The sequence below is a fragment of the Lentzea rhizosphaerae genome, assembly GCF_042649515.1.
Taxonomy (GTDB): domain Bacteria; phylum Actinomycetota; class Actinomycetes; order Mycobacteriales; family Pseudonocardiaceae; genus Lentzea; species Lentzea aerocolonigenes.
In genome coordinates, this window is the sequence record NZ_JBHRZI010000003.1 from 63,766 (window position 1) to 79,786 (window position 16,021).

Consider the following 16,021-nt stretch of genomic DNA (forward strand, 5'->3'; position numbering starts at 1 on the left):
GGGGGAGAAGGACCACATGAAACTGAAGCGCGCCCTCTTGAGAGGGATGGCGGTCTGCTTGGCGCTGACCGCCGTCACCGCGACCGTCGAACAGCAGGCGATCGCCGCCCCCGGCCCGTCGGTGAACGCGCCGGACGTGAAGTCCGTGCCCGTCACCAACGGCTCCCTCGCGTCCCGCGGCCCGGACGAGGCCACGTCGCGAGCGCTGTCGGGCAACCAGCCGGCGGCGAGCAGCACGCCGGGCGGTGGCTCCTTCGCCGCCACACCGTTCTCCGCATCGGCGTCGTGGGAGGTGTCGAAGCAGAGCGGAGACTTCAGCTGGGCCTATCCCTTGCGGGTGCCACCGGCACCCGGTGGATTCGCCCCTTCGCTGGGCCTGTCGTACCGGTCGTCCGCTGTGGACGGTCTGACGGCGGTCACGAACAACCAGCCCTCGTGGGTCGGTGAAGGCTGGGATCTCAGCGCAGGGTTCATCGAACGCGCCTACGGAGCCTGTGCCCAGGACGACACCGGTGGCACGACGCCTCCGAAAACAGGTGACCTGTGCTGGCGCAGTGACAACGCCACCGCGTCGTACGGCGGCCGCGGCGGCGTGCTGATCAAGGACGACGCCACCGGGACCTGGCACGGCAAGTCCGACGACCGATCGCGGATCGAGCGGCTGACGGTGGCCGGCAACGGTGACAACGACGGCGAGTCGTGGAAGATCACCACGGCCGACGGCACGCAGTACCTGTTCGGCTCGCGGCCAGAGGCCAAGTCGACGTGGACTGTTCCCGTCTTCGGCGACGACGACGGCGAGCCGTGCCACCAGACGACATTCGACGGCTCGTCGTGCGACCAGGCGTGGCGGTGGATGCTCGACAAGGTCGTCGATCCTCGTGGCAACGTGATCCTGTACTCGTACGAGACCGAGACGAACAACTACGGCAAGAACCTCAAAGAAGCGGCTGCCACGTACGTACGTGCGGGCGCGTTGAAGCTGATCGAATACGGTCTGCACACCACCGTGCCGGGACAGGCGGCCGGCAGGGTCGAGTTCGGCCTGACCGACAGGTGTGTCAAGGAGTCCAGCTGCACCTTCGACAAGAAGGAGAACTGGCCGGACTCGCCGATCTCCGCACGCTGCGACACGGGGACGTGCAAGGACAACTACTCGCCCACTTTCTGGTCGACCAAGAAGCTCTCCACGATCACCACGCGGGTTCTGCGCGGTACCGGCTACACCGACGTGGACCGCTGGACGTTGCGACACGAGTTCCCGAAGGGTGACGACGTCTACCAGGCCGCGTTGTGGCTCAAGGGCATCACCCACACCGGACTGGTCGGCGGAGAAGCCGCGCTTCCCGAGGTCACGTTCGAGGGCACGGCGATGCCGAACCGCGTTGACACCCCGACCGGCATCGGTCCGTTGAACCGCTATCGCATCACCGGTGTCGTCTCCGAGGCCGGTGGTGTCACCACGGTCAAGTACGCGGCTCCGGACTGCGTTCCAGGCGGAACGATGCCCGCGAACGCGGAGTCGAACAGCCTGCGCTGTTACCCCGTGAAGTGGGCTCCCGACCTCGGCGCCGAACGCGACGACTACTTCCACAAGTACGTGGTCGAGTCGATCACGACCTCGGACCGGTACGCCGGCAGCGCCGAGCAGATCGTGAAGTACGAGTACCTGGACGGCGCCGCATGGCGTTACGACAGGTCGGAGTTCACGAAGGACGACAAGAAGTCCTGGAACGAGTTCCGCGGCTATGGACGTGTCCGCATCCGCACCGGCCACGAGAACGATGCCGGCGGTCCGGTGACCATGACCGAAGAACGCTTCTACCGCGGCATGCACGGCGACAAACTGCCGAACAACGGTGCGCGTTCGGTGAAGGTCAAGGACTCGGAGGGTGGCGAGAGGGAGGACTCCGACTGGCTGCACGGCTTCAGCTTCGAGAGCCAGAACCACAGCGGGACGGGTGAGGACGTCGTCACGAAGACGATCTCGACCCCGTCCTGGGCAGGTCCCACCTCGACTCGTGGGGACTACAAGGCGTACTGGACGGGTACGGCGTCCACGTCCTCCTACACGAAGCTCCGTGCCGGCGGCTGGCGCGTCACGAAGTCGGAGAGCGAGTACGACGACCACGGGCAGGTCGTCGCGAACAACGACCTGGGAGACGTCGGCACCGCGGCGGACGACCGTTGCACGAGGACGGTGTACGCGCAGAACCCGGCGAAGTGGATGTGGTCGTACCCGTCCGAGTCCGAGACCGTGGCCGTCAGCTGCACAACCGCGGCGGTCTTCCCCGCTCAGGCGTTGGGCGGAAGCAGGACCACCTACGACGACTCCGCGAACGTGACCAAGGTCGAGGTGATCGACCAGAGGCCCGCGTCGAGTCCGATCTGGGCAGTGGCTTCGACGACGACCTACGACGCGTACGGCCGGCCGCTCGCAGTCACGGACGCGTTGAACAACACTTCGCGGACGGAGTACATCCCGGCCACCGGCGGACCTTTGACCGGCACCGTTGTCACAGATCCCTTGGGACATGCCGTCACCAGCACGGTCGAGCCTGCTTGGGGCCTGGCCTCGAAGATCGTCGACGCCAACGAGAACACGACCGAGGCGGCGTTCGACCCGCTGGGTCGCACCATGCACCTGTGGAAGCCGAACCGCCCGCGTCAGGACTTCTCCGACCGGCCGAGCATGTCGCTGGTCTACGACGTCCAGCGGGACGCGCCGAGTTCGATCACCTCGACGACGCTGGCGCCGAACGGCAACTACCTCAAGTCCACGGTCGTCTACGACGGGCTCTACCGGCCGCGCCAGAACCAGTACCCGACCTACGGCGGCCGGCTGATCGTCGACACCAGGTACGACTCGCAGGGCCGTGTCGTCCGCGCGACCCAGGAGTTCTTCAACGCCAACCCGGTCGACAAGAACCTCCTGTCCTTCAGCGAGACCGACGTGCCGGGCCTCACCCGCACCGAGTACGACGACGCGGGCAGGGCCAAGAACACGATCTTCCAGGCAGGTGGTCAGGAGAAGTGGCGCTCGACGACTGCCTACGGCGGGGACCGCGTCGACACCACGCCGCCTTCCGGAGGCACACCGACGACGGTGGTCAACAACGCTCGTGGCGAGATGACCGAGCTGCACCAGTACAAGGGTGCCGCAGCGTCCGGTGACCACGACACCACCCGGTACAGCTACACCTCGTCCGGCAAGCTCGCGTCGGTCACCGACCAGGTTGGCAACACGTGGCGGTGGAGCTACGACCTGCGCGGCCGTCTGACGAAGACGGAGGACGTCGACAAGGGCACGTCGACCTACACCTACGACGCGCTCAACCGCGTCGAGTCCGTGACGGACGCTCGCAACACCACCCTGACAAACACTTATGACGCGTTGGGCCGGAAGAAGTCCGTCAAGTCCGGTACCACGGTTCTGCAGGAGTTCGCGTACGACACCGCTCAGTACGGCAAGGGCTTGCTGGCAACGTCGACCCACTACTCCGGTGGCCAGGCCTACGTCAACCGCATCAAGGCGTACTCGTCGCTCGACAAGCCGCTCTCCGTCGAGACGCAGATCCCGGACAGTGAAGGACCCCTCAAGGGCCTTTACAAAGCCAGTTTCACCTACAAGGCCGACGGCAGCCGGGGATCCATCGGGTACGGCTCCATCACCGCGGCGGGCATGCCGTCGGAAACCGTGCTGACCGAGTACGACGACTTCGGCAGACCCCTCAAGACGTCGGCGGGGTTGAGCGGTTCGGGAACGGACACGCTGGTCAACACCACGGCTTACACACGTCTTGGTGAGTTGTACCGGCTTGAGCTCGGCACGACCGGAAAGCGCATGTGGTTGTCGAACTACTACGACGACAACACGCGCCGGATGAACCGCTACATCGTCGACGCCGAAGTCGCGTCACCGATGCAGGCTGATGTGAACTACGCCTACGACGCTGTCGGCAACATCAACTCGATCACCGACGCCGTGCAGGGCAAGGCCGTCGACCGCCAGTGCTTCAAGTACGACTACCTCCGCCGGCTCACCGAAGCGTGGACCCCGGGCGGTGACTGCGCGGGTGCACCGTCAACGGCGTCGTTGTCGGGGCCGGCCCCCTACTGGCAGTCCTTCGGCTACGACCAGACCGGCAACCGGCTCACCGAGACGCGGCATGCCGCGTCCGGCGACACGACGCGGACCTACGGCTACCCGGCGAGCGGTTCGCCACGGGCGCACGCGGTGAACTCCGTGACGACGACAGGTCCTGGGTTGAACCAGGTCGACGAGTTCACCTACAACGCGATCGGTGCCACCGCGACGCGCAAGGTCAAGGGCAACAACCAGACCTTCGACTGGGATGCGGAAGGTCGCGTGACCAAGGTGACGGAAGGCACCAAGGTCACCGAGTTCGTCTACGGCGCCGATGGTTCGAGGCTGATCCGCCGCGACCCGAACGGCACCACGCTCTACCTGGGAGACCAGGAGCTGCGGCTGGACAAGGGCGCCACCACTCCGACCGTGACCCGTTACTACGCGCACGGCGGCAAGGCCGTCGCCATGCGCGAGGGCAAGACCAAACTGACCTGGCTCGCCTCGGACATCCAGGGCACGAACCAGATCGCGGTCAACCGCTCGACGATGGACGTGCAGCAACGTCGTCAGCTGCCGTTCGGTGAACTTCGCGGAACCGCAACGGACTTCCCTGGCGAGCGTGGCTTCGTCGGAGGTACTGATGACGATTCCACCGGTCTGGTGCACATCGGGGCGCGGCAGTACGACGCGGCGCTCGGCAAGTTCACGTCGGTCGACCCGATCATGGACCACGCCGACCCGCAGCAGTGGAACGCCTACGCGTACGCCAACAACAGCCCGATCACGTTCAGCGACCCGACCGGCCTGGCTTACTGCGACTACAACGTCTGTGCGGGCGACTCCGGCTACAACCCCAACGGGCCGCGCAACAACGTCAGTGGCCAGTGCGTCCACAACTGCCACCTCAGCCACAACAACTACTCGAGTGGCAGTGACGCTCCGGGAGGCGTGGCACTTCAGTCCGTCAAGGACTACGGCAGCGGGTTCGTCGCCGACTACACGGAAGGTGCGGCCTACCTCAACGGTGTGAAGTTGCCGTGGACCCCCGCTGAGGCCGACGTCCACATCCCTCGGGCCATGAAGACGTTCGGGGGGCCGATCTACGGGGAGCTCGGTTCAGAGGACAACGTCGAGAACACCTTCAACACGCTCATCGCGTACTGCAAGCGAAGCTGCTCGATCGAGGACTACAACGAGATCAGCCTTCCCTGGTTGTTGTTCCTCGGTGAGACCGGGGCTCTCTCCGGCAACGGACGAGGCGGAAACGCCCCCTTGGCGAGGTCCGTCCAGCGATTCGTGAAGCGGGTGTGCGGCCGCAACAGCTTCACCGGGGACACCCTGGTGCTGATGGCGGACGGCACGACCAAGCGCATCGATGAGATTGAGGTCGGATCGGATGTCGCCAACAGCGAGCCGGCGAGCGAGCAGGTCGAACAACACGAAGTGGTCGCGGTCATCGTCACGGACGAGGACAAGGAATACGTCGATCTGACGGTCTCGACACCGCGCGGACCGGAGGTCATTCGCACGACGGCGCACCACCCGTTCTTCGATGCTGGTGCCGACCGGTGGGTCCCGGCTGTTGAGCTGGAGTCCGGCGACCTGCTGCAAACTCCGGGCAACGGCCGAGCCGCACTGGTCGCAGTTCGTCACTACAGCGCGTCTCAGCGCACCTACAACCTGACGGTCGACTCAGTCCACACGTTCTTCGTTGCAGTGGGTGCCACTGCGGTACTCGTGCACAACTGCAATGCCAACGGTCTGAAGCGAGGCGTGTTCGGTCAGAGCAAGGCTGACCTCGAAGAACGTATCAACTTCGTGGTCGACTTCTTCGACATGAACAACCGGCCACCCGCTCACACGATGCAAGGGCAAGCGCCAGGCCGTCCTGTCGGCGAGTTCCAGAACAACCGGAACCGCTTGCCGGTGAAGCCGCTCGGTTACTACACGGAAACTGACATCTGGCCTCTGGGAACCCTGCAAGGCGGCCGAGGGGCGGAACGCCTGGTGCTCGGAAAGAACAATGAGGTGTATTACACTGGTGATCACTACAAGACTTTCATCAGACTGCGCTGAGCTGCTCGGGATTGGTTGAACTGGCATGAAGTGGCATTCGCTGTACAGGGTGTTTCCTGAATGCCCTGAACCGCCTTTTCTTCTTGATGGCGGGGGCGAGGACGCGGCGATCCGCCGCCTGCGCAGCTTCGGTCTGGACTCGAAGGTCATTTCGCTTCTGGGTTGCGCGGGTGAACGTGAGACGGTCGAGGTCGTGGCCGGCGCGATCGGCATGCCTCAGGACGTCGAGAACTGGGATGCCTTCTGGGATCTCCTCCAGGAGTTCTTCGTGGATCCGGAGAAGACCGTGGTCGTGCACATTTCTGATGCCGGTCAGATCGCAGAGCGGGATGTTCGCCGTTTTGCGCGCATGGTCGTCCGGTTTTCGCGGATCACCGAGTCGGTCGAGAGGGGCGGGCAAGGAGCTAGCCAGCTCGAGTTCGTCTACTGGGGCTCCTGGGGCCGTGTGACGGGAGGCTGACTCGGCAGGCGGTCAACGACGTCGTGCGCCCGGCGGGCATGTCCTGCCGGGCGCACGCGCATGTCCGTGCGCGGTGGTACGTGTGGGCGATCCCGGCAAACCACCCGTAGGCGTCTGAGCACACCGCACCGGGCACTGGCAGGATGGAACGATCAGCGCGTCGCGACAGAGGTGGTCCCTGTGACGAGTCCGTTCGCCAGCTCGAACCGGCCCGGCGTCCCGCCCCGCCTGCCCACCCCTCCGACGGGGTGGCCCATCGGCTCGTACGCCACGTACGAGGAAGCGCAGCGTGCCGTCGACTTCCTCGCCGTCGAGGACTTCCCCGTGCAGGACGTCATGATCGTCGGCGTGGACCTGATGCTCGTCGAACGCATCACCGGGAAGCTCACCTGGGGGCGCGTTCTGGCGACCGGTGCGGCCAGTGGTGCGTGGTTCGGGTTGTTCGTAGGTCTGCTGCTCACCCTTTTCAGCACCGAGCCCGGGGTCACGGTCGGGCCCGTGCTGACCGGTCTGATCACCGGTGTGTTCTTCGGGCTGGTCTTCGCGGCGGTCGGGTACGGGTCGGCGCGCGGCAAGCGGGACTTCCAGTCGGCCAGTCAGCTGGTGGCCGGCCGGTACGACGTGCTGTGCCACCCGAAGTCGGCCGAGAAGGGCCGTGACCTGCTCGCCAAGCTGGCGATGAGGCCCGTGAACCCCGGCAGCTGACCCTGAAAAAACACTCAGTTCGGCCAACGATCGATAACGATTGGTTCTGAATCGTTGCTCCTCTTGGTTGCGGCTCCTGATCACCGGGCCTAGGTTCGGTTGACCGGTCTGCCCGGTGCGGCCGGTGGCACGACGAGGTGCCGGGCGCTGGCGGTCTGGCTCCTCCGTGTAGTCGGGAAGGAGGCAGGGCCGATGGGTGCGACACGGCGCTATCGACTCGCCGTCGGGGCGGGGGCCGCATTGCTCGCGGCTACAACGCTCACGGCGTGCGGTTCTGGCGGCCAGGGCATCACCGTGAACGTCTACAAGTACAACCAGGAGAACTTCCAGGCCATCGTCGACAGCTGCAACGCGAAGGCCGGCGGGCGCTACAACATCGTCTACAACAAGCTGCCGCGTGAGGCGGACGGTCAGCGCGAGCAGATGGTGCGCAGACTCGCCGCCGAGGACGACAGCATGGACGTCCTCGCGCTCGACGTCACGTGGACCGCGGAACTCGCGAAGGCCGGGTGGATCAGAGAGTTCACCGGCTCGGTCAAGTCGCAGGTGGAGAACGGCACGCTGCAGACGCCGCTCGACACCGCCACGTACGAGGGCAAGCTGTACGGGGCTCCGGACAACACCAACGTCCAGCTCCTCTGGTACCGCTCGGACCTCGTGCCCACGCCGCCGAAGACGTGGGACGAGATGATCTCGATGGCCGAAGCCCTGGTCGCACAGGGAAAGCCCGGCCTGATCGTGGGACAGGGCAAGCAGTACGAGGGGCTCGTCGTGCTGTTCAACACCCTCGTCAACTCCAACGGCGGCACCATCCTCGACGAGAACGGCACCAAGGCCATCGTCGACGACAAGGCCGTGGAAGCGTTGGGAGCGTTGAAGAAGCTCGCCACCTCGAAGGCGATCGACCCGTCGTTCTCCAACTCCACGGAGGATCCCGCACGCCTCCTCATGGAGTCCGGCAAAGCGGCGTTCGAACTGAACTGGCCGTACGTCTACGCGGCCGCGCAGAAGAAGCCGGACTTCGCGAAGAACTTCAAGTGGGCGCCGTACCCCACCGTGAGCGGTGACGCCGCGAAGGTCACCGTCGGCGGCATCAACTACGCCGTCAGCAACTACACCACGCACCCGGACGAGGCCTTCGACGCCGTGCTGTGCCTGCGCGGTGCGGAGAGCCAGAAGCTCGCCGCCCTCAAGGACGGTGTGCCGCCGACCATCAAGTCCGTCTACGACGAGCCCGAGATGGTCGACGCGTACCCGATGAAGGACGACATCCTCAAGACGCTGGAGAACGCCAGCGTGCGGCCGCGCACGCCCGCCTACCAGAACGTCTCGACGGTGATCTCCACGATCCTGTCGCCGCCCGCGAGCATCGACCCGAAGGCGACGGCGGACCGGTTGCGCGAGGAACTCCAGAACGCACTCGACTCCAAGGGGGTGCTGCCGTGAGTCACGCGACCACGGAGGACACGGGGACGTCCGACCTGACCGCCGCGCAACCCGTCGCCCCCAAGAAGAAGGCCGCGCTGAGCGAGGGCAAGAAGGCCGAGCGCAGACTCGGCTGGCTGCTCTGCGCGCCCGCCGCGCTCACCATGATCGCGGTGACCGGCTGGCCGATCCTCTACTCGATCCTGTTGTCGATGCAGCGGTTCGACCTGAAGTTCCCGGACCGCACCGAGTGGATCTGGTTCGACAACTACGTCACCGTGCTCAGCAGCCCGTACTGGTGGGATGCGGTGTGGGTGACGGTGCTGCTCACGGTGGTCACCGTCGCGGTCGAACTGGTGCTGGGCATGGCGCTCGCGCTGATCATGCACCGGGCGCTCGTCGGCCGCGGCATCGTGCGGACGACGTCGCTGATCCCGTACGGCATCGTCACGGTCGTGGCCGCGTTCTCCTGGCGGTTCGCCTGGACGCCCGGCACCGGCTACCTCTCCGAGGCGCTGGGCGGCGAGCCCGTGCTCACGGAGAAGATCCCGGCGCTGATGGTCGTGGGTCTCGCGGAGATCTGGAAGACCACGCCGTTCATGGCCCTGCTGCTGATGGCGGGTCTGGCCCTCGTGCCGGACGACCTGCTCAAGGCCGCCGCGATGGACGGCGCGAGCGCGTGGCAGCGGTTCATCAAGATCACCGTGCCGATCATGAAGCCGGCGATCCTGGTGGCGTTGCTGTTCCGCACGCTGGACGCGTTCCGCATCTTCGACAACCTCTTCGTGCTCACCGCGGGTTCGCAGGGCACGTCGTCGGTGTCGATGCTGACCTACAACAACCTCATCAAGGGCTTGAACCTCGGTATCGGGTCGACGATGTCGGTGCTGATCTTCCTCATGGTCGCGCTGATCGCGTTCGTCTTCATCAAGCTCTTCGGCACCGCTGCGCCCGGCAGCGACGACGGGGGGAAGCGCTGATGGCTGGCATCGGAGGAGCCGACACCACCGGCAAGAAGGTCGGTTGGGGCCTGCTCAACACGGTCGTCGTGATCTACGCGCTGATCCCGGTGCTGTGGATCGTCTCGCTGTCCTTCAAGTCGTCGAAGACGTTGGCGGACGGCAACTTCATCCCGCGCGAATGGAGCCTGGAGAACTACCAGAACATCTTCTCCACGACCGAGTTCACGCGGGCGCTGGTCAACTCCATCGGCATCGCGATCATCGCGACCACGATCGCCGTGGTGTTCGGCACGATGGCCGCCTACGCCATCGCGCGGCTGGACTTCCCCGGCAAGAACCTGCTGGTCGGCGTCTCGCTGCTGATCGCGATGTTCCCGCAGGTCTCGCTGGTGTCCCCGTTGTTCGAGATCGAGCGTTCGCTCGGCCTGTTCGACACGTGGCCCGGCCTGATCCTGCCGTACATCACGTTCGCGCTGCCGCTCGCGATCTACACCCTGTCGGCGTTCTTCCGCGAGATCCCCTGGGAGCTCGAGAAGGCGGCCAAGATGGACGGAGCGACGCCGGGGCAGGCGTTCCGCCGCGTCATCGCGCCGCTGGCCGCGCCGGGTGTGTTCACGACGGCGATCCTGGTGTTCATCTTCTGCTGGAACGACTTCCTGTTCGCGATCTCGCTCACCTCGACCGAGCAGTCGCGGACCGTGCCGGTGGCGCTGTCGTTCTTCACCGGCAGCTCGCAGTTCGAGGACCCGGCCGGGTCGATCGCGGCGGCCGCCGTGGTCATCACGATCCCGATCATCCTCTTCGTGTTGTTCTTCCAGCGCCGGATCGTCGCCGGCCTGACCTCCGGCGCCGTCAAGGGGTGAGTTGACCAATGGCAGAAATCGTTCTGGACCAGGTGACCAAGAGGTATCCCGACGGCGCACTGGCCGTGCAGGAGGTCAACCTGGAGATCGCCGACGGCGAGTTCATCATCCTGGTCGGACCGTCCGGCTGCGGGAAGTCCACCACCCTCAACATGATCGCGGGCCTGGAGGACATCACCGAGGGCGAGCTGCGCATCGGCGGGCAGCGCGTCAACGAGAAGGCGCCCAAGGACCGCGACATCGCGATGGTGTTCCAGTCCTACGCGCTCTACCCGCACATGACGGTGAAGGAGAACATGGCCTTCCCGTTGCGGCTGGCCAAGGTGGACAACACGACCGTCGAGAAGAAGGTGCGCGAGGCAGCCGAGATCTTGGACCTCACGCAACACCTTGAACGCAAGCCGTCCAACCTGTCCGGTGGCCAGCGGCAGCGCGTGGCGATGGGCCGTGCGATCGTGCGCAACCCCAAGGCGTTCCTCATGGACGAACCGCTGTCCAACCTGGACGCCAAGCTGCGCGTGCAGATGCGGACCTCCGTGTCGCGCCTGCAGAAGCAGCTCGGCACGACCACCGTCTACGTGACGCACGACCAGACCGAGGCGATGACCCTCGGCGACAGGGTCGTGGTCATGCGCGGCGGTGTCGTGCAGCAGATCGGCGCGCCCCAGTTCCTCTACGACCACCCGGCGAACCTCTTCGTGGCGGGCTTCATCGGCTCGCCGTCGATGAACTTCGTGCCGGCGACGCTGGAGAACGGCTCGCTGCGGTCGGTCCTCGGCGACTGCACGCTGACGGACCGGGTGCGGCAGCTGGTGGAGGGTGCCGACGCGCCCCGCGAGGTGATCATGGGCATCCGCCCCGAGCACTTCGAGGACGCGGCACTGGTCGACGCGGGCGCGCTGTCGTCCGGTGGCAAGTTCACGTCCCAGGTGGACGTGCTGGAGTCGATGGGCTCGGACAAGTTCGCCTACTTCAACCTCACCGGTGAGCAGGCGGCGTCGGCCGAGCTGCAGGAGCTCGCGGCGGACGCGGGATCGGACGACGTGCCGGGTGACGGCATCTCGCTCGTGACGCGCCTGTCGTCGGCGTCCGGCGCGGTGGAGGGAGCCTCGGCGGACATCTGGTTCGACGCGGACAAGATCCAGCTCTTCGATCCGTCCAGCGGCAGGAACCTGACCTACACGGAACGCTGAATTCTCGTTTTCCGGGCCGCCTTCCCCGCTTCGTGGGGAGGCGGCCCGTTTTTGTCACTCGTTCGGGTTAGGGCCGATTAGTCGGGACCATCTGCCGGGCCGAACTCGGTTCGCCATTGGGCGCTCGGCAGCGACTTCTCATCGAAACATCTAGTTCGCGGCTTCGGTTGGTCAGCACGCTTGTCGAAGGCGGGTACAGGACCACAGGGGGGTTCCGGGGAGCCGCCGCCGAGTGATGAAAGAGAGCGTGCAATGGGGATCCTGGACGGAAAAGCGGTCGTCATCACGGGGGCGGGCCGAGGTCTCGGCGAGGCCTACGCGATGCACGCGGCCCTCGCGGGCGCTTCGGTGGTGGTCAACGACAACGACGGCGACCTGGCGGAGCGGGTCGCGGAGCACATCCGCGGGTACGGCGGCCGTGCCGTCGCCTCGAACCACACGGTCGCGGACCCGAGCGAGGCCGCCAAGATCGTCGACCTGTGCGTCGACGAATTCGGCCGCGTCGACGGTTTGGTGAACAACGCGGGACTGAACTACGAGACCGCGCCCTGGGAAGACGACCCCGAGACGATCAAACACGTTGTCGAGGTGAACGTCCTCGGCGTCATCTACGTCGGAATCGCCGCGATGAGGGCGATGCGTTCGTCCGGCGGCGGCTCCATCATCAACATTTCCTCCGGCGCCTCCTTCGGCCAGCGCAAACTCGCCACGTATTCGGCGACCAAGGGTGCGGTGGCGTCCTTGAGCTACTCGTGGGCTCTCGACCTGGAGTCGGAAGGCATCCGCGTGAACGCCGTGTGCCCGGTCGCGCACACGCGGATGGTGTGGAAGTCGGAACGGTCCCTGCGCGCGATTCCGGCGGACCGCACGCCGGGCAAGGTGGCGCCGCTGGTGCTGTTCCTGCTCTCGGACCGCTCCGAGGGCATCACCGGGCAGGTCGTCCGCTGCAACGGGCGTCAGCTCCACATCGTGGGGCAGCCGTACTTCAAGCAGCCGATCCTGGAGAGCGACAACTGGGACACCGCTTCGGTCGAGCGGGCGTTCACGGGCGTGTTGCAGGCTCACCTCGAACCGTACGGGTTGGAGAAGAGGATGCCTCCCCGGCTCCGTGCGCTGGTGGAGCCGTCGCAGACCGCCTGAGCCCCGCGGGAGGGGAGGCGTCGCTTCGCCCTGGGCGGCGCCTCTCCTCGTGTGATCGCCAGGTTGGCTGACATGCCCAACGGTGATCTTCCGATCCCGGTCGGCCGGACCGTGGAACTGTTCCTGACGACCGCGGACGACCTGGCGCCGGGCTTGGTCACGGGCTTCTACCTGGTCGGCTCGGTGGCCTTCGGGGACTTCCAACCGCACGGCGGCAAGGGACGGCTCAGCACCGCCAGCGACGTCGACTTCGTCGCGGTGACCGACCGCCGGGTCGAACCCGAGTCGCGCGAGATGGCGGCGTTGGCCGAGGCGCACGCCCGCACCGCGGCCCGGTTCCCCCGGCCGCACTTCGACGGCGCGGTGCTCACGTGGAGCGACCTCGCGGCCGGACCGGACCGCTGTCCCGACGTTCCCTGCGCGCAGGAGGGCCGGTTCGTCCCGTCCGGACGGTCCGGGATCAACCCCGTGACGTTCTGCGAGCTGGCGTGGCACGGGATCCGGGTGCGCGGGCCCGAGCCGGTCGACGTGGACCTGCGGGCCGACCTGGACGCCTTGCGCGCGTTCACGGTCGACAACCTCCGCACCTACTGGCGGCCCTGGTGGCGGCAGAAGCGGCAGCGCCGCGCCCTGTCCCTCGCGATCGGGCTCACCGCGTGGTTCCCGGTGTGGGCGGTGCTGGGGGTGAGCCGGCTGCACCACGTCCTCGCGACCGGAGAGATGACCTCCAAGACCGGTGCCGGCCGGTACGCCCAGGCGACGTTCGATCCGCGTTGGCAACGCATCGTCGCCGAAAGCCTGAGCTTGCGCACTGGCGGCGCCGAGGGCCGCCGGAGCTACCGCGACCCGCTGGCCCGCCGTCGCGACACCCTCGCCTTCCTGGACGTCACGATCGACGCCGCGCTCGCGCTGCCGTGACCGGTCACCGCCACGCCGGGTAGCTCGGTGCGAGTTGTGCGTAGCGCTCGCTCCAGTTCGGAGGCTCCTCGTCGTTCAGGTGCGCCTGCAGGCGGTCGAGGAAGGCGTGCGTGCCGGGGACGAAGCCGAGTGCGTTCCGTTCGGACAGTCCGCGGTGGGTGAGCGTCAGCAGGGTCTCGTCGCCGTCGGCCGTGAGCTCGTAGCGGACGACGCTGTCCTCTACGATCCGTTGCCGCCACTCGTGTTCGAAGACCGCGTGACCGTTGTCCGGCGGCTGCCAGGTGAGGATGCGGCCGGTGACTTTCTTCGCCTCCGCTGGAGCGGGCGGATCCTCCGGCTCGATGACGATGGTGCCGTCGTCGATGTGCGTCGTGCCGAGCCAGGCTTTGCGTTCTTGCGGGTCGGTGATCGCGGACCAGACCTTCTCGATCGGGAACTTGAGCCTGCGCTCGAACGTGAGGGTGGCGTGGTCGCCGGTCGTGGTCACGGTGCCGAGGTCGTTCACTGGTTTCTCCAGGTGCTGTTCGAGTGCGGTGAGGTGGTCGCGCCAGAAGCGGCGGTACGGGGTGATCCAGTCGTCGATGCGTTGCAGGCCATCGGGTTTCAGGGCGTAGACGCGGCGCTGGCCGTCCGGTCGCGCCTCGACGAGGCCGACCTCGCGCAGGATCCTGAGATGCCGTGACACCGCGGGCTGGGTCAGGGCGGGAAGGCTGTCGACCAGTTCGCCGGCGGTGTGGTCGCGTTCGGACAGCAGGCTGATGAGGTGGCGGCGGGTGGGTTCGGCCACGGCTTCGAAGACGTCCACAGGCAGTTGTATAACTTCTTGCGTATATAAGCGCAAGTCCATACGTCAGGATGTGCTGGTGAAGGACGGTCTCGAGGCTTTGCGGGCACTCGTCCCGTCTGGGCGGCCCTGGCTCGGTGAGCGCTCCTGGGAGTGGTTGTCCGCGGAACTGGGCACGCGGCTGCCCGGGTCGCTCTCGGACACGTTGCTGGAGTGGCTGAGCGGACGGCTGAGGGTGGCGGGGCTGTACAGGTTCGACAAGGACGAACTGGCGGAGGCCGCCACGTTCTCCGCTTCGGGCTAGTCGATCACCGGGTGGGGTGTTCGGGTGACGTTTCCGCACGTCACACGGATGGCTGCCGAAATTGTCAGGGGTGCCTGTCACCATCGGGACATGGCCGAACGCAAACCCAGAGTCACCGACTGGCGACTCGTCGTGCAGTCCCGGTTGGACCGGGTTCGCGCGGATCTGGCTGCGCTCGGACCGTCCGACCCGGTCGATCCCGAGGGCGACGTGTGGCGCCGCACCGCCGAGGATCAGGCGGCGGTGGTGGACCACATGCTCAGCGACCGCGAGCCGTGGTGGCGCATGCTGCCGTCGTGGTGGTCGGGCTGGCACATCGAACGGGCCTGGCGCGCGCTGCACGAGGCCGAGGTGGCGACGATCTCGGCGGAGCGCGGCTTCCTCGGCAGGTTGCCCGGTCTCCAAGCGCGCGTGGCGCAGTACCTCGACGACGACGATCCGCGCCGCCGAGCCCTGGAGGCGTTGCGGCCGGGGGAGTTCACGCCCGCGGTGGAGCGCGCGATCGTGGTGGACGCGCTGCGAGCGGCCTACGACAACTCGGACTTCGCCCACGCGGGCTCCCGTGCTTTGCGCAACAAGCTGATCGCGGCGTCTTTGGTGCTGTTCGTGATCAACACCGTGCTGGGCGTGGTCGGCATCGTGAAGCCGGGCATCATCCCGCTGTGCGTGGACCCGAAGGAGAACGCGCTGCCGACGGTGTGCCCCGGCGGCACCGCGAAGGCGTCCGGCGTGGACGTGTGGCTGGTGCAGGTCCTCGGCTCGTTCGGCGCGGTGCTGGCCGCCGTGGTCCTGCTCTTACGCCGCCGGCCATCGCTCTCGCCGTACGTGATGATCGGCTACCAGGCCCTGATCAAGATCATGCTCGGCGCGGCACTGGCGGTGGTCGGCATTCTGGCTCTCGGCGCGGGGGTCACGAGCGGGCTGATCGGCATCCCGTCCGCGGCCGCGCTGCTGCTGTGGGCGGTGATCTTCGGGTACGCGCAGCAGATCGGCACGCGGCTGCTGGACAAGTACACCGACGAGGTGCTGGACCAGGCGCGTCCGCTGCCGGACGCGGACGGCCCGCGGGTGGCGCCGCGGTGAGCGTGCCGAGAGGGGTGG

At 66.7% G+C, this 16,021-nt stretch carries 12 protein-coding genes; 11 read left to right on the forward strand and 1 reads right to left on the reverse strand.

Translation table 11 applies throughout. The annotated features are described in order from the left end of the window. The first annotated feature begins 16 nt into the window (after positions 1-16). From ACFOWZ_RS00775 to ACFOWZ_RS00815, 9 genes are all read left to right on the forward strand, one after another. Complete coding sequence (locus tag ACFOWZ_RS00775) at positions 17-6,166, forward strand: RHS repeat-associated core domain-containing protein (protein ID WP_382367139.1); 6,150 nt, start codon at positions 17-19, stop codon at positions 6,164-6,166. Positions 6,167-6,191: 25 nt separating this feature from the next. After that, the gene (locus tag ACFOWZ_RS00780; protein ID WP_382367141.1) at positions 6,192-6,626 is read left to right on the forward strand and encodes a barstar family protein; all 435 of its coding nucleotides are present in this window, start codon (positions 6,192-6,194) and stop codon (positions 6,624-6,626) included. A gap of 171 nt (positions 6,627-6,797) precedes the next feature. Continuing rightward, complete coding sequence (locus ACFOWZ_RS00785) at positions 6,798-7,331, forward strand: general stress protein (protein WP_382367143.1); 534 nt, start codon at positions 6,798-6,800, stop codon at positions 7,329-7,331. 192 nt (positions 7,332-7,523) lie between these two features. After that, on the forward strand, positions 7,524-8,777 hold the full coding sequence (locus tag ACFOWZ_RS00790) for an ABC transporter substrate-binding protein (protein ID WP_382367145.1): 1,254 nt from the start codon (positions 7,524-7,526) through the stop codon (positions 8,775-8,777). 35 nt (positions 8,778-8,812) lie between these two features. After that, entirely contained in the window at positions 8,813-9,736 is a 924-nt protein-coding gene (locus tag ACFOWZ_RS00795) for a carbohydrate ABC transporter permease (RefSeq protein WP_382367476.1), read from the forward strand. After that, positions 9,736-10,581, forward strand: a complete 846-nt coding sequence (locus tag ACFOWZ_RS00800) for a carbohydrate ABC transporter permease (RefSeq protein ID WP_382367147.1) — start codon at positions 9,736-9,738, stop codon at positions 10,579-10,581. Before ACFOWZ_RS00795 ends, ACFOWZ_RS00800 begins: the two co-directional genes overlap by 1 nt. Before the next feature lie 8 nt (positions 10,582-10,589). Continuing rightward, positions 10,590-11,774, forward strand: coding sequence for an ABC transporter ATP-binding protein (locus tag ACFOWZ_RS00805; protein ID WP_382367149.1), 1,185 nt, complete (start codon positions 10,590-10,592; stop codon positions 11,772-11,774). A gap of 252 nt (positions 11,775-12,026) precedes the next feature. Beyond that, positions 12,027-12,914: an SDR family NAD(P)-dependent oxidoreductase gene (locus ACFOWZ_RS00810; protein WP_382367151.1), complete on the forward strand. Its 888-nt coding sequence runs from the start codon at positions 12,027-12,029 to the stop codon at positions 12,912-12,914. A 72-nt stretch (positions 12,915-12,986) separates the two neighbouring features. Next, positions 12,987-13,832 (forward strand): hypothetical protein, encoded by an 846-nt coding sequence (locus ACFOWZ_RS00815; protein WP_382367153.1) that lies wholly within the window; start codon positions 12,987-12,989, stop codon positions 13,830-13,832. A 4-nt stretch (positions 13,833-13,836) separates the two neighbouring features. Here the strand turns inward: ACFOWZ_RS00815 and ACFOWZ_RS00820 are convergent, their stop codons facing one another. Continuing rightward, a complete protein-coding gene (locus ACFOWZ_RS00820) occupies positions 13,837-14,637 on the reverse strand; it encodes a metalloregulator ArsR/SmtB family transcription factor (RefSeq protein WP_382367155.1) in 801 nt (266 codons plus the stop codon). Positions 14,638-14,695: 58 nt separating this feature from the next. Between ACFOWZ_RS00820 and ACFOWZ_RS00825 the strand changes: the two genes are divergently transcribed. Together ACFOWZ_RS00825 and ACFOWZ_RS00830 are read left to right on the forward strand one after the other, a co-directional pair. Further along, a complete protein-coding gene (locus tag ACFOWZ_RS00825; RefSeq protein ID WP_382367157.1) occupies positions 14,696-14,920 on the forward strand; it encodes a hypothetical protein in 225 nt (74 codons plus the stop codon). Positions 14,921-15,010: 90 nt separating this feature from the next. Continuing rightward, entirely contained in the window at positions 15,011-16,003 is a 993-nt protein-coding gene (locus ACFOWZ_RS00830) for a hypothetical protein (RefSeq protein WP_382367159.1), read from the forward strand. Positions 16,004-16,021 lie beyond the last annotated feature (18 nt).